The organism is Cupriavidus sp. Agwp_2 (assembly GCF_040784895.1).
GTDB lineage: Bacteria > Pseudomonadota > Gammaproteobacteria > Burkholderiales > Burkholderiaceae > Cupriavidus.
Map to the genome: position 1 here is coordinate 1733186 of NZ_CP088084.1, position 21125 is coordinate 1754310.

Annotated in this window: 17 protein-coding genes and 1 pseudogene; 11 read left to right on the top strand and 7 right to left on the bottom strand. The window is 67.1% G+C overall.

Annotated features, from left to right (window positions below; translation table 11 throughout):
• Positions 1-20 precede the first annotated feature (20 nt).
• The 5 genes from LPA45_RS25605 to LPA45_RS25625 all read left to right on the top strand — a co-directional run bounded on the left by LPA45_RS25605 (position 21) and on the right by LPA45_RS25625 (position 5987).
• On the top strand, positions 21-1628 hold the full coding sequence (locus LPA45_RS25605) for an OPT/YSL family transporter (protein ID WP_116323628.1): 1608 nt from the start codon (positions 21-23) through the stop codon (positions 1626-1628).
• A gap of 65 nt (positions 1629-1693) precedes the next feature.
• Positions 1694-2878 carry an aminotransferase class V-fold PLP-dependent enzyme gene (locus tag LPA45_RS25610; RefSeq protein WP_317921754.1) on the top strand — a complete coding sequence of 395 codons (1185 nt, stop codon included), beginning with the start codon at positions 1694-1696 and terminating at the stop codon, positions 2876-2878.
• A 53-nt stretch (positions 2879-2931) separates the two neighbouring features.
• Positions 2932-3687: a dipeptidase PepE gene (gene pepE / locus LPA45_RS25615; RefSeq protein WP_317921752.1), complete on the top strand. Its 756-nt coding sequence runs from the start codon at positions 2932-2934 to the stop codon at positions 3685-3687.
• A 123-nt stretch (positions 3688-3810) separates the two neighbouring features.
• Complete coding sequence (locus tag LPA45_RS25620; RefSeq protein ID WP_116323631.1) at positions 3811-4971, top strand: porin; 1161 nt, start codon at positions 3811-3813, stop codon at positions 4969-4971.
• Positions 4972-5030: 59 nt separating this feature from the next.
• Positions 5031-5987, top strand: coding sequence for a DUF1177 domain-containing protein (locus LPA45_RS25625; RefSeq protein WP_317921750.1), 957 nt, complete (start codon positions 5031-5033; stop codon positions 5985-5987).
• A gap of 10 nt (positions 5988-5997) precedes the next feature.
• Here the strand turns inward: LPA45_RS25625 and LPA45_RS25630 are convergent, their stop codons facing one another.
• Positions 5998-6978 carry a DedA family protein/thiosulfate sulfurtransferase GlpE gene (locus tag LPA45_RS25630; RefSeq protein ID WP_116323633.1) on the bottom strand — a complete coding sequence of 327 codons (981 nt, stop codon included), beginning with the start codon at positions 6976-6978 and terminating at the stop codon, positions 5998-6000.
• Positions 6979-7331: 353 nt separating this feature from the next.
• Here LPA45_RS25630 and kdgD point away from each other — a divergent pair, with 353 nt between their 5' ends.
• Positions 7332-8246, top strand: a complete 915-nt coding sequence (gene kdgD, locus LPA45_RS25635) for a 5-dehydro-4-deoxyglucarate dehydratase (protein ID WP_116323634.1) — start codon at positions 7332-7334, stop codon at positions 8244-8246.
• 103 nt (positions 8247-8349) lie between these two features.
• Positions 8350-9876: an aldehyde dehydrogenase (NADP(+)) gene (locus LPA45_RS25640; RefSeq protein ID WP_116323635.1), complete on the top strand. Its 1527-nt coding sequence runs from the start codon at positions 8350-8352 to the stop codon at positions 9874-9876.
• A gap of 152 nt (positions 9877-10028) precedes the next feature.
• Here the strand turns inward: LPA45_RS25640 and LPA45_RS25645 are convergent, their stop codons facing one another.
• The 3 genes from LPA45_RS25645 to gudD all read right to left on the bottom strand — a co-directional run bounded on the left by LPA45_RS25645 (position 10029) and on the right by gudD (position 13621).
• Positions 10029-11030 (bottom strand): tripartite tricarboxylate transporter substrate binding protein, encoded by a 1002-nt coding sequence (locus tag LPA45_RS25645; protein ID WP_116323636.1) that lies wholly within the window; start codon positions 11028-11030, stop codon positions 10029-10031.
• A gap of 105 nt (positions 11031-11135) precedes the next feature.
• On the bottom strand, positions 11136-12152 hold the full coding sequence (locus LPA45_RS25650) for a tripartite tricarboxylate transporter substrate binding protein (protein ID WP_116323637.1): 1017 nt from the start codon (positions 12150-12152) through the stop codon (positions 11136-11138).
• Positions 12153-12247: 95 nt separating this feature from the next.
• Positions 12248-13621: a glucarate dehydratase gene (gudD, locus tag LPA45_RS25655; RefSeq protein WP_116323638.1), complete on the bottom strand. Its 1374-nt coding sequence runs from the start codon at positions 13619-13621 to the stop codon at positions 12248-12250.
• Between the two features lie 112 nt (positions 13622-13733).
• Here gudD and LPA45_RS25660 point away from each other — a divergent pair, with 112 nt between their 5' ends.
• A complete protein-coding gene (locus tag LPA45_RS25660) occupies positions 13734-14531 on the top strand; it encodes a FadR/GntR family transcriptional regulator (RefSeq protein WP_116323639.1) in 798 nt (265 codons plus the stop codon).
• A gap of 75 nt (positions 14532-14606) precedes the next feature.
• Here LPA45_RS25660 and LPA45_RS25665 read toward each other — a convergent pair whose 3' ends face one another.
• Positions 14607-15236 (bottom strand): response regulator transcription factor, encoded by a 630-nt coding sequence (locus LPA45_RS25665; protein ID WP_116323640.1) that lies wholly within the window; start codon positions 15234-15236, stop codon positions 14607-14609.
• A gap of 260 nt (positions 15237-15496) precedes the next feature.
• On the opposite strand from LPA45_RS25665, the gene fusA reads away from it, so the two are divergent.
• Positions 15497-17605 (top strand): elongation factor G, encoded by a 2109-nt coding sequence (gene fusA / locus LPA45_RS25670; protein WP_116323641.1) that lies wholly within the window; start codon positions 15497-15499, stop codon positions 17603-17605.
• A gap of 126 nt (positions 17606-17731) precedes the next feature.
• Here fusA and LPA45_RS25675 read toward each other — a convergent pair.
• Positions 17732-17884: pseudogene (locus LPA45_RS25675) on the bottom strand (hypothetical protein); the annotation flags it as partial.
• Positions 17885-17968: 84 nt separating this feature from the next.
• Here LPA45_RS25675 and LPA45_RS25680 point away from each other — a divergent pair.
• Positions 17969-18133, top strand: a complete 165-nt coding sequence (locus LPA45_RS25680) for a hypothetical protein (protein ID WP_317921742.1) — start codon at positions 17969-17971, stop codon at positions 18131-18133.
• A gap of 811 nt (positions 18134-18944) precedes the next feature.
• On the opposite strand, the gene LPA45_RS25685 is transcribed toward LPA45_RS25680, so the two are convergent.
• On the bottom strand, positions 18945-19967 hold the full coding sequence (locus LPA45_RS25685) for a DUF1338 domain-containing protein (protein ID WP_317921740.1): 1023 nt from the start codon (positions 19965-19967) through the stop codon (positions 18945-18947).
• Positions 19968-20168: 201 nt separating this feature from the next.
• On the opposite strand from LPA45_RS25685, the gene LPA45_RS25690 reads away from it, so the two are divergent.
• Entirely contained in the window at positions 20169-21113 is a 945-nt protein-coding gene (locus tag LPA45_RS25690) for a LysR substrate-binding domain-containing protein (RefSeq protein WP_317921738.1), read from the top strand.
• Positions 21114-21125: the final 12 nt, after the last annotated feature.

Here is a 21125-nt window from a genome sequence, read left to right on the forward strand (position 1 = left end):
TACGGGGAGCGGTGGACAACATGACCATGCCAACACAACTGAACGCGCCGATTGCGGCGCAGCCCGCGACACGGACGCGCTTTATGGAGCCATTGCTGCTGCTGGTCTCCGTGGGGCTGTCGGTGTTCGGCGCCATGATCGGCATGCAGCTGATCGTGTCGCTGGGGATTTCGGCCAATACGTCGATCATCGGCGCGCTGATCGCGATCGTGTTCTCGCGCATCCCGCTGGAGATCACGCGGCGCTTCCGCGTGCTGGAGCGGCAGAACCTGGTGCAGACCGCGATCTCGTCGGCCACCTTCGGCGCCGCCAACTCGCTGATGATCCCGATCGGCGTTCCGTACGCGATGGGCATGCCCGAGCTGGCCACGCCGATGCTGATCGGCGCGGTGATTGCCATGTTTGTCGACGGGGCGATGCTGTACTTCCTGTTCGGCAGCAAGATCTTCCCCGCCACCGGCACCTGGCCGGCGGGCATCGCCACCGCCGAGGCAATCTGGGCGGGCGACCGCGGCGGCCGCAAGGCCGCGTTCCTGGGGCTGGGCATTGCCGTTGGCGTGGGCGGCGCCTGGCTGGGCGTGCCAATGTCGGCATTCGGCGCGGCGTTCCTGGGCAACCTGGCAGCGCTGACCATGTTCGGCATCGGCCTGCTGGTGCGCGGCTATTCGGTGGCGGTGACCGGCATCGATATCGCCAAGGCCTATATCCCGCACGGGCTGATGATCGGCGCGGGCATCGTCGCGCTGTTCCAGGTGGCCACGGAAATCCGCCGTGCGCGCAACGCTCCAGCGGCCGATGCGCGCACCATCGAAGTCCCGGCCTCGCGCGCCAGCCGCATCCTGTCGGGCGGCTTTGTCGTCTACCTGGCGATCGCGCTGCTGATCTCGCTGCTGGCCGGGCACGTGTCGGACATGTCGCTGGGCATGCTGGTCGTGTTCGTGCTGTACGCCGCCTTTGCCGCCTATGTGCACGAATTGATCGTCGGCATCGCGGCGATGCACTCCGGCTGGTTCCCGGCCTTCGCGGTGGCGCTGATCACGCTGACCATCGGCATCCTGATCGGCTTCCCGCCGACGGCGCTGGCGGTGCTGGTGGGCTTCTCGGCCGCCACCGGCCCGGCCTTTGCCGACATGGGCTATGACCTCAAGACCGGCTACCTGCTGCGCGGCGAGGGCCGCGACATGGAAGCTGAAATCGCGGGCCGCAAGCAGCAGTTCCTGGCGGCGATGGTCGGCTTCGGCGTAGCCGCCGTGGTGGTGCTGGTGTTCCACGGCACCTTCTTCTCGCAGGGCCTGATCCCGCCGGTGGACCGGGTCTATGCGGCATCGATCAAGGCCGGCTCGTCGGCCGAGATCGCGCGCAACCTGGTGATCTGGGCCATCCCCGGCGCGCTGCTGCAGTGGCTCGGCGGCTCCAAGCGCCAGCTCGGCATCCTGCTTTCCACCGGCATGCTGATCGCTTCGCCGCTGGCCGGCTGGGCGGTGCTGGCTGGCCTGCTGATCCGCTTCGTGGTGCAGCGCCTGCGCGGCGACAAACACCTGGCCGAGATGAGCGCCTTTGCCGGCGGCGTGATCGCCGGTGATGCCCTCTTCAGCTTCTTCGGCTCCGTCACCAAGCTGAAGAAGTAAGCCCTGCGGCAAGCCATCCCGGGGCGCATGCGCTGCGCCCCGCCTGTCATTACCCGAGACGTTCCATGGATATCCAAGCAATCCGCGCCGACACTCCGCTGACGGCTTCCACCATCTATCTCGACACGGCCGCGGCCTCGATTCCGCCCGACGCCGTGCTCGACACCGTGCGCAGCTACCTGCTCGATACCGGGCACGTCGGCATCTACCTGCCGGCGTTCCGCAAGGAGACCTATGCACGCGTGGAAGCCGTGCGCGGCAAGCTGGCCGGACTGCTCAACTGCGCGGCCGACGAGATCGCCTTCACCAAGAACGCCACCGAAAGCATTTCCATCGCCGCGCGCGGCATCGCCTGGCAAGCCGGCGATGAAGTGCTGGTGGCCGACACCGAGATGCTGAGCAACCTGCTGCCATGGCGCCGGCTGGAGCAATCGCACGGCGTCGTGGTGAAGATGGTGCCGGCCAATGCCGAAGGGCTGCTGAGCGCGCAGGCGTTCGAAGCCGCGATCACGCCGCGCACGCGCCTGCTGACGTTCTCGCACCTGCCCAATTCCACTGGCGCGGTGCAGCCCGCCGCGCAGATCTGCGCGGTGGCGCGCAAGCATGGCGTGCTGTCGCTGGTCAATGCCGCGCAGAGCGTGGGCGTGCTGCGTTCCGATGTGGCGGAGCTGGACTGCGACTTCCTCGCCGGCTGCGGGCGCAAGGCGCTGCGTGCGACCGAGGGCTCGGGCTTCCTGTATGTGCGCCGCGCGCTGATCGGGCAGGTCGAGCCGATGCTGGTGGGCTGGTGGAACGGCGCGTACGACCGCAATACCGGCGCGCTGTCGCTGGTGGCGGGCGCGAAGCGTTTCGAGGCCGGTTGCCCGATCGTGCCGGCCATCCTCGGCATGGGCACCGCCATCGACTACGCCACCGCCATCGGCATCGATGCCATCGAGGCGCGCGTGCGCGACCTGACCGGGTACGCGGTGGCGAAGTTCGCCACGATCCCCGGCTTCGAGCTGTACGGCCCGGCCGACGTGACGCATCGCATCGGCATCGTGCCGTTCAACGTGCGCGGCGTCGACCCGGCGCGCATCGTGGCCGCGCTGGAAACGCAGCAATGCATCATCGAAGCGGGCAACTTCATGGCCGATTCGATCCTGGCGCGCTACGGCGTGTCGACCATGGCGCGCGTGTCGCTGCACTACTTCAACACGCATGAAGAGATCGACCGTGTCGCCGGACTGGTCCGCGCCGCCATCGCCTGAGCCTGAATCCCTGAGCCTGAACCTAGCCACACCGAACAGACGGAAACCAAGACATGACCCAACGCATCCTCCTGATGAGCAGCTCGCGCAAGGACAACCTCGGCTACCTGGAGCACGCCGGCGAGCAGATCCACACGCTGCTGAAGCGCGAGCCGCGCAAGGTGCTGTTCGTGCCGTTCGCGGGCGTGACCTTCAGCTTCGATACCTATGAAGGCATGGTCAAGCCGGTGTTCGAGAAGCTCGGCTACGCGCTGGAGTCGATCCACCACAGCGCCGACCCGCTGCTCGCGGTGCAGGAAGCCGAGGCCATCGCCGTGGGCGGCGGCAATACCTTCGCGCTGCTCAGGCGCATGTATGACGCCGGCATGGTCGATGCGATCCGCGCCAGGGTGCGCGCGGGCACGCCGTATGTGGGCTGGAGCGCCGGCAGCAATGTGGCCTGCCCGACCATCCGCACCACCAACGATATGCCGATCGTGCAGCCGCCGTCGCTGCGCGCGCTGGGGCTGGTGCCGTTCCAGATCAACCCGCATTTCATCAGCGGCAAGCCTGCCGGCCACAACGGCGAAAGCCGCGAGGAGCGCCTCGCCGAGTTCCTGAACATCAATGCGCCGGAACAGGTGTTCGCGCTGCCGGAAGGTTCGGCGCTGTACTCGGACGGCACCACCGGCACCGTGCTGGGCGAGCGCAATGCGCTGTGGTTCCCGGCCGAAGGCAAGGTCGAGACCCTCCGCGAGGGCGAGCCTTTCCCGCTGTCGCAGATCACCGGGCCTGCCGGCATGCAGGACTGGCCGGGCTTTGCAGCCTGAGTTGCCTGATCTGCTGATGCGCTGACGCCGGGCCCGACCCGGCCACAACAAACAAAAACCCGCCCGCGGGCCGCGCTGCGCCGCCCGCGCGGCCCCCTTTTTGCCCTCTGGAGGAGAAATACAATGAGCCAAACCCTTCGCCGCGCCGTTCGCCTGGCATTTCCCGTGCTGCTGGGCCTGCCGGCCGCCGCGATGGCACAGTCCGGCGTGACGCTCTACGGCGTCATCGATACCGCGCTGACGTACCAGACCCATTCCAACCCAGCCGGCGATGCGCAGGTCGGCCTGCAGCAAGGCGGCGAAGGCTTCCTGTCGGGCAGCCGCTTCGGCCTGAAGGGCATCGAAGACCTCGGCGGCGGGGTAAAGGCCGGCTTCGTGCTGGAAAACGGCTTCCTCGCCGACACCGGCAGGTTCGACCAGCAGGGCCAGCTGTTCGGCCGCCAGGCGTACGTGAAGATCGGCAACCAGTGGGGCGAGCTGGCGCTGGGCCGGCAATACACCACGGCCAACACCATGCTGTATTACGTCGATCCGCTCGGTGTGGGCGCGGCGCCGTCGAACTCGTGGATGGTGTACCTGACCGGCCAGCGCTACGACAACGCCGTCAGCTACACCGGCAACTTCGGGCCGGTGTCGCTGATCGCCGAGTACGCGCTGGGCGAGACCGCGGGCAACACCCGGGCCACCTCGTCGATGTCGTTCGGCCTGAAATACGCAGCCGGCCCGATCACCGCGATCGGCGATTTCCAGCAGACCCGCGACAGCCAGAGCCGCTCCGCGAACATCTACCTGGCGGGCCTGAAAGCCGCGGTCGGCCGCGCCAGCCTGTTCGCCAACTACATCCACAGCGACCGCGACGCGGGCTTCGACTCGTCCAAGGGCGGCACCGATACGGCCACCATCACCAGCATGTCGACCGCGGCCACGCCGACCAACCGTGCAGCGATCAACTCGGTGTTCGGCAGCAGCCGCCACGATGACTTCTTCACGCTGGGCGCGAGCTACGCCATGACCGGCAACGTGACCCTGACCGGCAGCGTGATGCACAACCGCACCCGCGCCGACAGCTTCAGCGGCAACCGCACCACCGCGTATGCCGTGGCCGACTACGCCTTCAGCAAGCGCACCGACACCTACCTGGCAGTGGCCTACGAGCGCGTGCATGGCGACTGGTCGGGCCTGTTCGGCAACAACACCACCAACTGGACCGGCGGCAGCGGCACGCCGCTGGACGGGCGCGACAGCCAGGCCACGGTAATGGTCGGCCTGCGCCACCAGTTCTAACGATTCAACCGACGCCCCGCCCGCATCGCGCGGGCCGGGCACATCATCTGGAGAAAGCCATGGCCCTGCAGCAGACGCTGGTCATTCACGAAGCCCTGGACAGCCCGCACGCCAACGGTGCGGTCGTCAGCGAACTGTTCGCGCCCTATGCCGGCGCCGGCGTGACCGTGCAAGTCACCACCGTGAACAACGCCCCACCCGAAAACACGGCCAATACCACCGACTTCATCACCATCGTGATCCCCGGCAGCGCCGGCAAGCGCGGCGGCGGCAAGGCGCCGACGCTGGGCGTGATCGGCCGCAACGGCGCCATCGGCGCGCGCCCGGCACTGGTGGGCCTGGTCTCCGACGCCGACGGCCCGATCGGCTGCCTGGCGGTGGCGCTGAAGCTGGCGCAGATGAAGGCGCGCGGCGACCACCTCGACGGCGACGTGATCGTGACCACGCACCTGTCGACCGATGTCTCGATGGTGCCGCACGACCCGGTGCCGTTCATGGGCATGCCGGTGTCCTCCGACACCATGAACGACTACCAGGTGCTGCCGGAAATGGACGCGATCCTGTCGATCGATGCGTCCAAGGGCAACAGCATCATCAAGCACCGCGGCTTTGCCATCTCGCCGACGGCGATGCAGGGCTACATCCTGCGCGTGGCGCCGGACCTGGTGGCAACGATGGAATCGACCACGGGCTGCCCGGCGGTGACCTTCCCGATCTCGCTGCAGGACATCACGCCGTACCACAACGGCCTGTACCACTTCAACAGCATCATGCAGCCGCACGTGGCCACGGCGGCCCCGGTGGTGGGTGTGGCCGTGACCGCGCAGTCGGTGGTGTCGGGCAGCGCCACCTCGGCCAACCACGAGATCGACATCGCCGAGGCGGTGCGCTTCTGCGTGGAGGTGGCCAAGCGCTTCGGCGTCGGCAAGTGCCAGTTCTTCATTGCCGCCGAGTGGGAAAAGATCCGCGCGATCTATCCGGACCTGTCGGTATTCCAGACCGCGGGCAAGCGCTGAGCCTTGCGGGTCAGCGTGCCGTCACCTTGCCCGGATCGGGATGCGTGACGGCAGGCGGTACGGTCTCGCCATGCCGCCGCTTCCATTCGTCGAAGCCGCCGGCCAGCGCCCAGGTCCTGGGATAGCCGGCAACACGCAGGCGTTCGGCCAGCAGCGCCGCGGACATCTCGTTCGGGCAGGCGCAATAGACCACGATGTCGGCCTCGGCGGGCGGCACGCCCAGCGCGTCGAGGCTGTCGAGCGCGCCCTGCATGTCGAGCACCATCGAACCGGGGATGCGTTCCATCGGCATGTCGCCATGGGCGCGCACGTCGATCACGACGGGCAGCGTGCCGGCCACGCGGCGCGATTCCAGTTCATCCACGCTCATGCGCGGCACGCGCTTCGTGATGCGCAGCAGCCGGAAGCGGCGCCACGAGCGCCACGCCAGGAACACCAGGAACGCCGCCACCACCGTCACCACGGCCATATGTCCGTAGGTGCTGAAACCCTCCAGGATGGCATCGATAAAGTCGCTGAACACCACGCCGATCAGCAGGCCGCTGCCGGCCCACACCAGCGCACCGATCGCGTCGTAGAACAGGAACACCGGCAGCGGCGTGCCGGTCATGCCCGCCATCGCGGTGGACAGCGCGCCGGCACCGGGCAGCAGTTTCGCGAACACCAGCGAGCGGGGCCCCACGCGCAGGTACAGCGACTGGGTCTGGCGGATGCAGGAATCGGGCGAGATCGATACCTTGCAGATGGTGCGCAGCATCGGCTGCCCCAGCCGGCGGCCGGCGAAGTACCAGCCGGTATCGGCGATCAGGCAGGCGACGATCACCGCGGCCAGCACCGCGCCGATCGACGGGCCGGTTTCCTGCATGCCGAGCGCGCCGGCGACGAACAGCATCGGGTACGCCGGCACCGGCAGGCCCGCCTGTTCCACCAGCACGTTCAGGAACACCAGCATCAGCCCGTGGTTTTCCAGCAAGGCTTGTAACTCTCCCACCGTATTTCCCCCCTTGGTTCAGGTGCCAGTGTGCCAGCCAGGGGCAACTGGTGCACGGGCGTCTTTGCATGGGAGCATCAAAACTACTGATTGCCCGTCACTTACGTTGTCCTACAACCTTGCGACCACCGTTAAAGCCGCGTGGAGTGACGCTTGTACCTCCTGCATTGACCTCCAATGTGGACGGGCCGGGCGTGCGCGGGACATTTCTCCCGGTAAACCCGGGGGCACCCTCCCGCCCTATTGCCTTTGCCTGATCGTTGTCGTACGATGACTGATAACTCGGATGACCCGCCAATCGGCAGGTCACCGCCGTCACCACCCTGGGCCGCCGGCCCGATCAGGATTTCGCAATGCTCGCACCCAACGAACTCAAGCAGATCGTCTCCGATGGCCTGCTGTCCTTTCCCATCACCGACTTCGACGCCAAGGGCGACTTCAACGCCAAGTCCTACGCTGATCGCCTGGAATGGCTGGCCCCGTATGGCGCCACCGCGCTGTTCGCCGCCGGCGGCACCGGCGAGTTCTTCTCGCTGACCCCGGCCGACTACACCGCCGTGGTCGACACCGCGGTCAAGACCTGCGCCGGCAAGGTGCCCATCCTGGCCGGCGCCGGTGGCCCGACCCGCACCGCCATCGCCTATGCGCAGGAAGCCCAGCGCCTGGGCGCCGCCGGCGTGCTGCTGCTGCCGCACTACCTGACCGAAGCCAGCCAGGACGGCATCGCCGCCCACGTGGAAGAAGTCTGCAAGGCGGTCGACATCGGCGTGATCGTCTACAACCGCGCCAACTCCAAGCTGAATGCCGACCAGCTGACCCGCCTGGCCGACCGTTGCCCCAACCTGATCGGCTTCAAGGACGGCGTGGGCGACATCGAGGCCATGGTCAGCATCCGCCGCAAGCTGGGCGACCGCTTCTCGTACCTGGGCGGCCTGCCCACGGCCGAGGTCTACGCCGCCGCCTACAAGGCGCTGGGCGTGCCGGTGTACTCGTCGGCGGTATTCAACTTCATCCCGAAGACCGCGATGGACTTCTACCGCGCCATCGCCGCGGACGACCAGGAGACCGTGGGCCGCCTGATCGACAACTTCTTCCTGCCGTACCTGGCCATCCGCAACCGCAAGGCCGGCTACGCCGTGAGCATCGTCAAGGCCGGCGCCCGCATCGTCGGCCGCGACGGCGGCCCGGTGCGCGCACCGCTGACCGACCTGACCGGCGAAGAAATGGAAATGCTGGGCACGCTGATCAACAAGCTCGGCCCGCAGTAATCCGTCCTGCCATTGCACAGCGACAGGCCGGCCGCGGGGCACTTTGCCCTCCGGCCGGCTTGTCCTCTTCTGCCACACCCAAACGCTGACAAGGAATCCATCCATGCACATCACCGGCGACATGCTGATCGGCGCGCAAGCCGTGCGCGGCGCGCAATCGACGCTGCAGGCGATCAACCCCTCCACGGGTGAAGTCCTGGGCCCCGACTTCCACGGCGGCGGCCAGGCCGATGTAGAGCGCGCCTGCGCGCTGGCCGAAGCGGCCTTCGACACCTATCGCAATACCTCGTCCGAGCAGCGCGCGGCCTTCCTGGAAGCGATCGCCGCCGGCATCGAGGCGCTGGGCGACACGCTGATCGAGCGCGCGCACCAGGAAAGCGGCCTGCCGATCGCGCGCCTGCAGGGCGAGCGCGGCCGCACCGCCGGCCAGCTGCGCCTGTTCGCGACCGTGCTGCGCGAAGGCCGCTGGCAAGACGCCACCTTCGACGCCGCCTTGCCCGAGCGCACCCCGCCGCGCCCCGACCTGCGCATGCAGCGCATCGCAGTGGGCCCGGTGGCGGTATTTGGCGCGAGCAACTTCCCACTGGCCTTCTCGGTCGCTGGCGGCGACACCGCTTCCGCACTGGCCGCCGGCTGCCCGGTGGTGGTCAAGGCGCATTCGGCGCACCTGGGCACGTCCGAACTGGTTGGCCGCGTGATCCAGAAGGCCGTGCAGGACGCCGGCCTGCCGGAAGGCGTGTTCTCGCTGCTGGTCGGCGCGGGCAATGTCGTCGGCACGGCGCTGGTGTCGCATCCCGCGATCCAGGCGGTTGGCTTCACCGGTTCGCGTTCGGGCGGCATGGCACTGATGCAGGCGGCCAACGCGCGCCCGCAGCCGATTCCCGTGTACGCCGAGATGAGCAGCATCAACCCGGTGTTCCTGCTGCCCGCCGCGCTGCAGGCGCGCGGCGCCGAGATCGGCCGCCACCTGGTGGATTCGCTGGTGCTGGGCGTGGGTCAGTTCTGTACCAACCCCGGCCTGGTGATCGGCATCGAAGGCCCGGCGCTGGACCAGTTCCGCACCGCGGCACTCGACGCGCTGGGCGGCAAGCCGGCGGCCACCATGCTCACGCCGGGCATCCATGCCGCCTATGAAAAGGGCGTGGCGCAGCTGTCGTCGCTGGATGGCCTGCAGCGCATCGGCGACGGCGTGGCCGCCACGGGTGTCAACCAGGCCCGTCCGGTGATCTTCGAGACCACCGCCGCGCAGTTCCTGGCCGACCACCGCATGCAGGCCGAAGTGTTCGGCCCGTCGACCGTGCTGGTGGTATGCCGCGACCTGGAAGAGATGCTGGCGCTGGCCAACCAGCTCGAAGGCCAGCTCACCGCCACCATGCAGCTCGATGACGCCGACCTCGACGCCGCGCGCCGCCTGCTGCCGGTGCTGGAGCGCAAGGCCGGGCGCGTGCTGTGCAACGGCTATCCGACCGGCGTGGAAGTGGCGTATGCCATGGTGCATGGCGGGCCGTTCCCGGCGACGTCGGATGTGCGCTCGACCTCGGTCGGCGCCACGGCGATCGATCGCTTCCTGCGTCCGGTCTGCTACCAGAACCTGCCGCAAGGGTTGCTGCCGGCGGCGCTGCAGGGATAAGCGCTACGCTTGCCGTGACGAGCCCCGCCTTGTGCGGGGCTTTTTGTTGTAAGGAGCCACCGCAAAAAGAAAAACGGCCCGCGTTCGTCACGCGGGCCGCATGTCGTTCAGAGCGTTGAAGCGCCCTGCCCGGGCGCGCGAAACCTTACCGATCAAGCGTCCAGCTTGATCCCCGCCTGCTTCACCACGCCCGCCCAGCGCGCCTGCTCGGCAACGAAGAACTTGCCGGTTTCCGCCGGCGTCATCGTCACCACCTCGGCGCCCTGCTGGACCAGTTGCGAACGCAGCTCCGGCGCGCGGATGATCTTGATCAGCTCGGCGTTCAGCCGCGTCACCAGCGCATCCGGCATGCTGGCCGGCGCCATCACGCCCTGCCAAGTGCCCGACTCAAAGTTGGGCACGCCCTGCTCGGCAATGGTCGGCACGTTCTGCAGCAGCGGCATGCGCGTGCGCTTGGACTGGGCGATCAGCTTGAGCTTGCCCGACTGCACATGCGGCAGCGTGGCCAGCATGCCGTTCATCAGCACCTGCGCGCTGCCGCCAACGGTATCGGCAATCGCCTGCGAACCGCCCTTGTACGGCACGTACTGCCACTTGGCGCCGGTGGCCTGTTCCACCGCCACGCCGGCCAGGTGCGGCGCGCTGCCGATCGCGGTCACGGCAAAGTTCAGCTGGCTGCGCTTGGACAGCTCGACCAGTTCCTTCAGGTTGCTGACCTGCACCGACGGATGCACCACCAGCAGGTGCGGTGAATAGGCCAGCATCGTCACCGGCTTGAGATCCTTGGCGATATTGAAGCTGAGCTTGGTATAGACCGACGGGCTGATCGCCAGCGCGCCGATATCGCACAGCATCAGCGTGTGGTTGTCGGTTGCCTGCGCAACCATGGCCGCGCCCACGTTGCCGTTGGCGCCCGGCTTGTTGTCGACCACCACGGACTGGCCCAGGGCCTCGCCCAGCTGCTTGCTGATCAGGCGCGCGATGATGTCGGACGAGCCGCCGGCGGTGTACGGCACCACCAGGCGGATCGGGCGCGTCGGCCAGGCGGGCTGCGCGGCGTGCGCGCCGGTGGCCAGGCCGGCCAGCGGGCCGGCGGCGATGCCCGCGGCCAGCGCGGAAGTCTGCTTGAGGAAGATGCGGCGTCCCTGGGTCATGTTGTGTCTCCGTTGGCGTTTGCAGAGGCGCCGACGCGGCACGGTGGTCGTGCGGCCGCCGGCGCGGTCAATGTGTTGGTGAGTTCAGCTGGATGCCGCTTGCGCTCAGTCGAGCACGATGCGGCCCTTCTCGATCACGGTCTTCCAGCGCTGCAGTTCCTGCGCTTCAAACTGGCTGAACTGCTCGGGCGTGTTCGCCACTACCTCGAAGCCGTTCTCCGACAGCTTCTGGCGCATCTTGGGATCGTTCAGCGCGCCGACCAGCGCGCCATGCAGGCGCGTCTTCACGTCGGCGGGCAGCCCGCGCGGCGCGGCCACGCCTTGCCACGAATAGACCTCGACCTCCCTGACGCCGGCTTCCGCCATGGTCGGCACGTTGGGCAACACGGTCGAGCGCTTGTCCGCCGTCACCGCGAGCGCCTTGAGCTTGCCGGTGCGGATGTGCTGCAGCACCGCGTTGATGTTCTGGAACGACACGTCCACCTGCCCGGCGAGCAGGTCGGAGATCGCAGGCGCGCCTCCCTTGTACGGCACGTGCAGGCCGTCGGTGCCGGTCTTCTGCCAGAACAGCGCCGCGGTCAGGTGGTCGGACGAACCCGCGCCGGACGAGGCAAAGCTGACCTTGCCCGGATTCTTCTTCATGTGCGCCACCAGTTCCTGCACGTTCTTCGCCGGGAACTGCGGATTGACCACCAGCACGTTGGGCGCGCGCACCGCCACCGTCAGCAGGTCGAAGTCCTTGACCGGGTCGTAGCCCAGGTTCTTCTGCAGGAACGGGTTGACGGCAAAGACGCCGATCGACGCCACCAGCATGGTGTAGCCGTCCGCCGGCGCGCGCTTGACGAAGGTCGCGCCGATGGCGCCGGTCGCGCCGGGCTTGTTGTCGACCACGAACGGCTGGCCCAGCTTTTCATTGAGCGGCGCCGTCAGCATGCGCGCGATGGTGTCGGTGGAGCCGCCCGCGGGGAACGGCACCACCACCGAAACCGGGCGTTGCGGCCAGTCCTGCGCGGCCCGGGCGTGGCCGGCAGCCAGCACCGCGACGGTCAGCACCGAGCCGACAGCAACGGCGCGCAGCCAGTCTTGCAGGCGCAGCGCGCCCGTGCGTTGAAAGGGATACATCGTTGTCTCCTGCTTTATCTTCTGTGTACCGGCGCGCAGGCGTTGCGGCGGCGCGCCGGGAGATCGGACCGATCGGATCGGACTGCCGTGCCGGCTCAGCGCACCATGCAGGGCGCCTTGTTGTTGAATTTCCAGCCGGGGATCAGGAACTGCATGGCGATGGCGTCGTCACGCGCACCCAGGCCCTTGCTCTGGTACAGCGCATGCGCGCGGCCCAGCGCATCCATGTCGAGTTCCACGCCCAGGCCCGGCGTCTTGGGCACCTGTACCAGGCCGTTCTCGATCTTCAGCGGCGACTTGGTCAGGTTCTCGCCGTCCTGCCAGATCCAGTGCGTGTCGATGGCGGTAACGCGGCCCGGCGCGGCGGCGGCCACGTGGGTGAACATCGCCAGCGAGATATCGAAGTGGTTGTTCGAGTGCGAGCCCCAGGTCAGCCCCCATTCGGCACACATCTGCGCCACGCGCACCGAACCCTGCATGGTCCAGAAGTGCGGGTCAGCCAGCGGGATGTCGACGGACTGCAGGCGCACCGCATGGCCCATCTGGCGCCAGTCGGTGGCGATCATGTTGGTTGCGGTGGGCAGGCCGGTGGCGGTGCGGAACTCGGCCATGATCTCGCGCCCCGAATATCCGTCCTCGGCGCCGCACGGATCCTCGGCATAGGCCAGGATGCCGTGCTTGTCGCGGCACAGGCGGATCGCATCGGCCAGCAGCCAGCCGCCGTTCGGATCCAGCGTCACCCGAGCCTTGGGGAAACGCTCGTGCAACGCAATGATCGCTTCCATCTCTTCGTCGCCGCGCAGCACCCCGCCCTTGAGCTTGAAATCGTTGAAGCCGTAGCGCTCATAGGCGGCCTCGGCCAGGCGCACGATCGCCTCGGGCGTCATCGCCACCTCATTGCGCAGGCGGAACCAGGCGTTGTCGGCATCGGGTTCGGTGCGGTAGTCCAGCGTGGTGCGCTGGCGGTCGCCAATATAGAACAGGTAGCCCAGCATCTCGACGGCGTCGCGCTGCTGGCCTTCTCCCAGCAGTGCCGCCACCGGCACCTGCAGGTGCTGGCCGAGCAGGTCGAGCAGCGCGGCTTCCAGCGCGGTGACGGCGTGGATGGTGATGCGCAGGTCGAAGGTCTGCAGGCCCCGGCCACCGGCGTCGCGGCTGGCAAAGGTGGCGCGCACGCGGTTCAGGATGGCCTGGAACTGGCCGATGGGCTGGCCGACCAGCAGCGGGCGGGCGTCTTCCAGGGTCTGGCGGATGCCTTCGCCGCCCGGCACTTCGCCCACGCCGGTGTGGCCGGCGCTGTCGCGCAGGATCACGATATTGCGCGTGAAGTACGGGCCATGTGCGCCCGACAGGTTCATCAGCATGCTGTCGTGCCCGGCCACGGGCACCACGGTGAGTTCGGTCACCACGGGGGTCTGGCCGGCACCGGCGTGCGTGGCGGGGGCGGCGGAAGTGGCGGGATGGGTCATTCTGGTCAGGTCTCCGGCATTGCTATGTTATCGGTCATCGTATGACTGATAACCCAGTATAATGAGGCCATCTCGAACCGGTCAAGTCCGGGAAACCCCGCCCGTATCCGCCATGCCTACCGCACGCAACTCTGCCCTGCCCGATCCGTCTCTTGCTGCCGCCGGCGCGCCCGGCGCCGCCCCGGCCGTGCCGTTGCGCCGCCGCGGCCGCACCCTGGCCGAAGAAGTGGTGCAGGCGCTCTCTGAAGAGATCCACCAGGGCCAGCTAAAGCCCGGCGACAAGCTGCCGACCGAATCGGAAATCATGGCGACGCAGGGCGTAAGCCGCACCGTGGTGCGCGAAGCTTTGTCGCGGCTGCAGGCCAGCGGCCTGGTCGAAACCCGCCACGGCATCGGCACCTTCGTGCTGGCGCGCGCGACGGAAGCGCCCTCGCCGTTCCGCATCGGGCCGGACACGCTGGGAACCGCGATCGATGTGATGGCGATGCTGGAATTCCGCGTCAGCCTGGAGGCCGAGGCTGCCGGACTGGCCGCCGCCCGCCGCAGCGACGCCCAGCTAGCCGCGATGCGCCAGGCGCTGGACGATCTCAAGCGCAATACCGGGGCCGGCAACGACGCGGTGGACAGCGATTTTGCCTTCCACCTCGCCATCGCCCGGGCCACCGGCAACCGCTACTTCACCGACATCATGGGCCACCTGGGCACCATGCTGATCCCGCGCAGCCGGCTGCAGGTCAACACGCCGGAGCGCGAGCAGTACCTGGAGCGGGTCCAGTTCGAGCATGAGAACATCTACGACGCGATCGAGCGCCGCGACCCGGACGCGGCCAAGGCGGCGATGCGCATGCACCTGACCAACAGCCGCGAGCGGCTGCGCAAGGCCTCGGGCTCCGGCGGCGCGCAGGCCTGACGCCCGGACGCCCCGCGGGGCGTATCCTACCGCCGCAAGTCATACGATGTCCGAACAACTGGCCGCGGCCGGCGCCTACAAGGCGAGTCGGCAGCGGCGCGCGAAGTCGACCAGTTCCACCAGGGACGACACCTGCAGCTTGGCCATGATGCGCGCCTTGTAGCTGCTGACGGTCTTGTTGCTGATAAACAGGCTGGCGCTGATGGCCTTGTACGACATCCCGCGCGCCAGCATCTGCAGCACCACCAGTTCCTTGTCGGAAAGCCGGCGCAGCATCTCGTCGTCGGCGGACATGGCGTGGCGCGAGCCGCCATCCCGGCCCATCGCCGGAAACACCGTGTAGCCGGCCAGCACCGATTCGACCGCGCGCAGGATTTCCTTCAGGTCCTGCGTCTTGCTGACGAACCCCTGCGCGCCGACCTGCCACGAGCGGCTGACGAACACCGCCGGATCCAGCGCCGTCACCACCAGCAAACGCACCTGCGGATGGATCGCCCGCAGCCGCGGCGCCACGTCGAGTCCGCTCGAGCGCGGGATGTCCAGGTCGAGCAGCACGAGGTCGGGCATGCGTGCGCGCGCCAGCTCGAGCGCGCATTGCCCGTTGTCAGCTTCGATCACTTCATCAACGCCGAGCAGCTGCAGCAGGTGGGTCTTGAGAACCAGCCGCATCGCCGGGTGGTCGTCAACGATCAGGATGGTGGTCATGCTTCGGTTCGCGTGGATGGTAATGTCGGAGGCATCGGCTGGCGCGATGCAGGCCCAGTATATGGAGGCCCGGCAGCGCGCAGGATGGGAGGATTCCGCAAGCTATTACGGCTCGCCCCTAGGCTCGCCTCAGACGCAGCGCACCGGGTTGCATGCCCGGCCCGCGCACCGCATGCCGGCGTTCCCCTGCACGCGGCAGGGACAACGGCAAAGGTCCAGTGGTGCTACTCTATTCCGGTGGTGTCACCCAGGAGAACACTGTGCCTCGCAAGACCCCCATCGAGCGCTACCGCAACATCGGCATCAGCGCGCATATCGACGCCGGCAAGACCACGACGACCGAACGCATCCTGTTCTACACGGGCGTCAACCACAAGCTGGGCGAGGTGCACGATGGCGCTGCCACCATGGACTGGATGGAGCAGGAGCAGGAGCGCGGCATCACCATCACGTCGGCTGCCACCACCGCCTTCTGGAAAGGCATGGCCGGCAACTACCCCGAACACCGTATCAACATCATCGATACGCCGGGACACGTCGACTTCACCATCGAAGTCGAGCGCTCGATGCGCGTGCTCGACGGCGCCTGCATGGTCTATGACGCGGTCGGCGGCGTGCAGCCGCAATCCGAGACCGTCTGGCGCCAGGCCAACAAGTACGCGGTGCCGCGCATTGCCTTCGTCAACAAGATGGACCGCGTCGGCGCGGATTTCTTCCGCGTGCAGACGCAGATCGCCGACCGCCTCAAGGGACGCGCCGTGCCGATCCAGATCCCGCTCGGCGCCGAAGACCATTTCCTGGGCGTGATCGACCTGGTCAAGATGAAGGCCATCGTCTGGGACGATGCCAGCCAGGGCGTGCGCTTCGAGTACCAGGAAATTCCCACCGAGCTGTTGCCCACCGCGCAGGCGTGGCGCGACAAGATGGTGGAAGCCGCTGCCGAAGCCGATGAAAGCCTGCTCGAACACTATCTTTCCGGCGAGGCGCTGACCGAAGAGCAGATCAAGCGCGGCCTGCGCAAGCGCACCATCGCCAACGAGATCGTGCCGATGCTGTGCGGCAGCGCCTTCAAGAACAAGGGCGTGCAGAGCATGCTCGATGCGGTCATCGACTACCTGCCCTCGCCCGCCGACGTGCCGGCCATCCTCGGCCACACCGAGGACGACCGCGAGGCCGAGCGCCATCCGAGCGACGACGAGCCGTTCTCGGCGCTGGCGTTCAAGATCATGACCGACCCCTTCGTCGGCCAGCTGATCTTTTTCCGCGTGTATTCGGGCGTGGTCAAGTCCGGCGATACGGTCTACAACCCGCTCAAGTCCAAGCGCGAGCGCCTCGGCCGCATCCTGCAGATGCATGCCAACGTGCGCCAGGAAATCAAGGAAGTGCGCGCGGGCGACATCGCCGCGGCAGTCGGCCTGAAGGAAGCGACCACCGGCGATACGCTGTGCGATCCGGACAAGGTCATCATCCTGGAGCGCATGAGTTTCCCCGAGCCGGTGATCTCGCAGGCAGTGGAGCCCAAGACCAAGGCCGACCAGGAAAAGATGGGCATTGCGCTGAACCGCCTGGCGCAGGAGGACCCGTCATTCCGCGTGACCACCGACGAGGAATCCGGCCAGACCATCATCTCCGGCATGGGCGAGTTGCACCTGGAAATCCTGGTCGACCGCATGCGCCGCGAGTTCAACGTGGAGGCGTCGGTCGGCAAGCCGCAGGTGGCTTACCGCGAGACCATCCGCCAGTCGGTCAAGGACGTGGAAGGCAAGTTCATCAAGCAGTCCGGCGGCCGCGGCCAGTACGGCCACGTGGTGCTGAACCTCGAGCCGATGCCGCATGGCGGCGGCTATGAATTCGTCGATGCGATCAAGGGCGGCGTGGTGCCGCGCGAGTTTATCCCCGCGGTGGACAAGGGCATCCGCGAGACCTTGCAGGCCGGCGTGCTGGCCGGCTATCCGGTGGTCGACATCAAGGCCACGCTGGTGTTCGGCTCGTACCACGACGTGGACTCGAACGAGAACGCCTTCCGCATGGCGGGCTCGATGGCTTTCAAGGAAGGCATGCGCCGGGCCCGGCCCGCGCTGCTGGAGCCGATGATGGCGGTCGAGGTGGAAACGCCGGAGGAATTCACCGGGAACGTGATGGGCGACCTGTCATCGCGCCGCGGCATGGTGCACGGCATGGAAGACATCGCCGGTGGCGGCGGCAAGATCGTGCGCGCCGAAGTGCCGCTGGCGACGATGTTCGGCTATTCGACCACGCTGCGCTCGCTGACACAGGGGCGCGCGACGTTCACCATGGAGTTCAAGCACTATGCCGAAGCGCCGGCCAACGTGGCTGAAGCGGTGATATCGGCGAAGCGGCTGGGATAGCGGTGGTTTGTCATAGCTCAACGCCTGCTCACGGCCATCCGGCCCGCGATTGGGCAGGCGTTCGCCCACGCAGGCAATCCTGCCCATAGTCTTGCATTGCTGGCACCACACCGGATCGCCTTCATACGCGACCGCCCGACCGTTCAGCATATCGGTTCGTGAGGTCGCGCTGACCCTCCCGTTCGTCGTGGTCGTGTCGCTGTCGCGGATGTCATGGCGCTGGTTCATGCTTGATTCCTTGAAATCATGTCGACCTGCCGTTGAGTTCCCCGCCTTCATCTGGCTTCGAAGGCATGGGTACGAAATCCCATTGCCCGAACTCCGGGTCGAACATCGCGCCTGATTGCAGTCGGCAATGCCACCATGCGCGATCCTGACGGTTTCGACGGCGAGTTTCTTAGCCCCAGACAGTCGCGCATCGGTTCAGCCCTGGACTTCCATATTCGTCTCCTGCCAGGCAAACAAGCCCCCTTCGCGCAGTTCGGAGAACTCCGCGAAGGTGACCGGGTCAACTTTGCTACCACATGAACTACACACGCTCCAATCTCTGACCCACCAGGGACGTTTTTTTTCTTATCCAAAGCCGCTGATCGCACGCAATATTTGCGTCACTGAGATCGAGATTTTTTGCGTTATTCAGGTGATGTTTATATGCTTGCGAGATGCTTCTATCAAAACCGGCCAGCTCCCGAGAGTCGCAAATAGCTAATTCGGTCTTGCCGCTGGCTTTTGCGCAATCGAACGATGTGCTTATCGCCGCATTGACTCCGATTCGCCTTAGCACCAGAATCACCTCATCTCGCCAACGTAAATATATTTTATCGCCCGATATCAACGCTATCCACGCGCCAGCTATTGGGGTAATTTTAAGTCCGGTGGGGTAGTTTTTGCGGGTCTCGTGGCGAGGCGGGAAGACGAGGTAGCACTCTACACCGCGAGCGCTATCAATTCCACGGTACGCCATTGCGATTCTATGCTCGAATAAGCTCAGTGCGCGCGGCACTCGCACAGATAACTCAGCACGTCCCACGATTCAACGTTGACGTGGGACGGCTTTGCGGTGACGGGCGCCAGTGTCTCGGGCTGGGGCAGCAGCGCGCCCGTTGGCTCAAAGTAATCGACGCGGTAACCGCCGAATGATCTTGGACTGCCGTTCGCTCAGGGGAACGGCGCCGCCGCTCCACTTGACTTCAGCACCCTCTGTGCCCTGGCGAAGGCTTGAGGGCGCCGGTCGTGCGGTACATATCGACCGACGCCAGCGGCACACAATCTGCAGAATCGACACCTATCCACTAGTCCGCGCTCAACACGCAAGTCAACTCACAGCTCAACACGCAGCTCAACACGCAGCCGCGGTCATCCTGAAAATCCCCTGCGCATTCCCCGCGTCAAACCCGAGGTCATAACGCTGTGGCGCAGCTTGCGCTTCGGCAAAGCGCTCGCGCGTGATGAACTCGTAGAACGATCCTGGTACCTCGCGCTCGACGGCCTCGCCCTGCGCACCGACGAACGTCCGGCGCACGGTATCGGCGCGGAAAGCAGTCTGCTTGACGCGCCCGCTGCCCGACACTTCCACCTTGTCCTTCATCGGCCGGCCCAGCTGCTTCTGCTGCTCGGCCAGCGCGAACACGTCGTCGACGCGGTCGGTGGCGTGGTTGAAGGCGTTGCCTTCGGTAGCGATCCATGCCATTTCGGCCGATTCGCGCAGCAGCACTTCGTAGTCGGCCAGCCGCGGCGCTGCGTGCTGGCGCTCGAAGCAAGGCACCAGCAGGCCGACCAGTTCGGCGCCGTCGGCCACTGCCAGCGCGCCGTCGCGCTCCAGTTGCCACAGCAGCGTCTGCGCGCGCGGCGCCAGCGGATCGACGGAGCTGCCGGTGACGCGGCCGACCGCGGCACGGAAGTCTTCGCTGAAACGCTCCGGGTGGAATTCGCTGACGAAGAACTGGGCAATCTCTTCCGGTGCGTCGGCGTGCGCGTACGAGCGCCCGGTCATGCCGATGCGGTCGAGCGGATAGGTGCCGTTGAGCACGTAGCCCAGCGGACGCAGGATGCGGGTAAAGGCGGCCTCGCCTTCGGGCAGCGCGCCGTTGTTGCGCCATTTGACCGTGCGCAGCGCACCGTGGTCGAAGGTGACCTTGCCGCCGGCGGCGGCGACATCGTCGGTGTAGGCACGGCCGCTCGGCACGCGTTCCAGGATGCCGCCGAACAGCACCATGTTCAGCGCCTGGGCGATCTCGGCGCGGGTGGCGCGGCCTTGCGGGTCTTGCGGCAGGCTGGCCGGGAGCGTGACCAGCAACATCAGATGCGCGGCGCGGGCGGCGCCGACGTTTTCGGTGAGGAGCGTGGAGATATTGGATGGCATGGGCGCTTGATTTGGCAACGTGAACCGGCGCCTGCCCCGGGCGGGGCAGTACGAATATGGCGGACACCGATCCGCGGGGCAGGATAGTGGCCCGCGCAGCCCCAGCACAAGCGCGCATTGCGCACAACGTTGTGCGCGGGGCGCACGAACTCCGGTTCCGGGCCGCTGTTTATACTGTCGGACCTCCTTCTCCGCCGCCCCATGAGAAACGACATCCCCAACCTGGGCGCGCTGCAAGCCTTCGAGGCCTCGGCGCGGCTGGGCAGCTTTACCCGCGCCGCAGCCGAGCTGGCGCTGACGCACAGCGCGGTGGGGCGGCAGGTCGCGCAGCTCGAACAACGCCTGGGCGTGGCGCTGTTCACGCGCGTGCGGCGGCGCCTGGCGCTGACCGAGACCGGACGCGAATACGCCGCGCGCATCCGCCGCCACCTGGACCACCTGCAGCGCGACACGCTGGAAATCAGCACCGGCCGCGCCATGGGCTTCACGCTGGAACTGGCGGTGGTGCCCACCTTCGCCACGCAGTGGCTGATCCCGAGGCTGCCGGACTTTGCGCGGCGCCACCCCAACGTCACCGTCAACCTGTCGGCGCGTTCGCAGCCGTTCTCGTTCCAGGAATGCGCCTACGACGCCGCCATCTATTTCGGCGACCAGTTCTGGCCCGGCACGCGCGGCGGCGTGATCTTCCGCGAAGGCGGCATGGTGCCGGTGTGCAGCCCGGCCTTTCTTGCCGACCATGCCGGCCATCCCCTCACCGATGCCGCCAGTCTGGCACGCTGCCGTCATCTGCATCTGAGCACGCGCGCCAACGCCTGGCGCGACTGGTACGCGGCGCAGGGCTGGGACTTCAGCCTGGCGGCCTCGCGCGGGCCGCGCTATGAGCTGTTCACGATGATGACAGCCGCCGCCGCCGCGGGGCTCGGCATCGGCCTGGCGCCGCGGCTGCTGATCGAGCGCGAGCTGCAGACCGGCCAGTTGGTGATCCCGCTGGCCGGCATGCTGGACGAGCACCAGGGCTACCAGGGCCACCAGGGCTACTATTTCGCCTATCCCGACGGCCGGCCGGAATCGGAAGCGCTGGCGGCGTTCCGGAGCTGGATCCTGGGCCTGTCGCGCGACATGCCGGTCGACAGTTCCGAAGGCTGACGACACCCGCTA

Coding starts and splice junctions, on each gene's coding strand:
- gudD (WP_116323638.1), bottom strand. CDS start 13,621: ATGACCCATCCCGCCACTTCCGCCGCCCCCGCCACGCACGCCGGTGCC.
- LPA45_RS25640 (WP_116323635.1), top strand. CDS start 8,350: ATGCACATCACCGGCGACATGCTGATCGGCGCGCAAGCCGTGCGCGGC.
- LPA45_RS25610 (WP_317921754.1), top strand. CDS start 1,694: ATGGATATCCAAGCAATCCGCGCCGACACTCCGCTGACGGCTTCCACC.
- LPA45_RS25645 (WP_116323636.1), bottom strand. CDS start 11,030: ATGACCCAGGGACGCCGCATCTTCCTCAAGCAGACTTCCGCGCTGGCC.
- LPA45_RS25625 (WP_317921750.1), top strand. CDS start 5,031: ATGGCCCTGCAGCAGACGCTGGTCATTCACGAAGCCCTGGACAGCCCG.
- LPA45_RS25650 (WP_116323637.1), bottom strand. CDS start 12,152: ATGTATCCCTTTCAACGCACGGGCGCGCTGCGCCTGCAAGACTGGCTG.
- kdgD (WP_116323634.1), top strand. CDS start 7,332: ATGCTCGCACCCAACGAACTCAAGCAGATCGTCTCCGATGGCCTGCTG.
- LPA45_RS25680 (WP_317921742.1), top strand. CDS start 17,969: ATGCGCGATCCTGACGGTTTCGACGGCGAGTTTCTTAGCCCCAGACAG.
- LPA45_RS25665 (WP_116323640.1), bottom strand. CDS start 15,236: ATGACCACCATCCTGATCGTTGACGACCACCCGGCGATGCGGCTGGTT.
- pepE (WP_317921752.1), top strand. CDS start 2,932: ATGACCCAACGCATCCTCCTGATGAGCAGCTCGCGCAAGGACAACCTC.
- LPA45_RS25605 (WP_116323628.1), top strand. CDS start 21: ATGACCATGCCAACACAACTGAACGCGCCGATTGCGGCGCAGCCCGCG.
- LPA45_RS25660 (WP_116323639.1), top strand. CDS start 13,734: ATGCCTACCGCACGCAACTCTGCCCTGCCCGATCCGTCTCTTGCTGCC.
- LPA45_RS25620 (WP_116323631.1), top strand. CDS start 3,811: ATGAGCCAAACCCTTCGCCGCGCCGTTCGCCTGGCATTTCCCGTGCTG.
- LPA45_RS25690 (WP_317921738.1), top strand. CDS start 20,169: ATGAGAAACGACATCCCCAACCTGGGCGCGCTGCAAGCCTTCGAGGCC.
- LPA45_RS25685 (WP_317921740.1), bottom strand. CDS start 19,967: ATGCCATCCAATATCTCCACGCTCCTCACCGAAAACGTCGGCGCCGCC.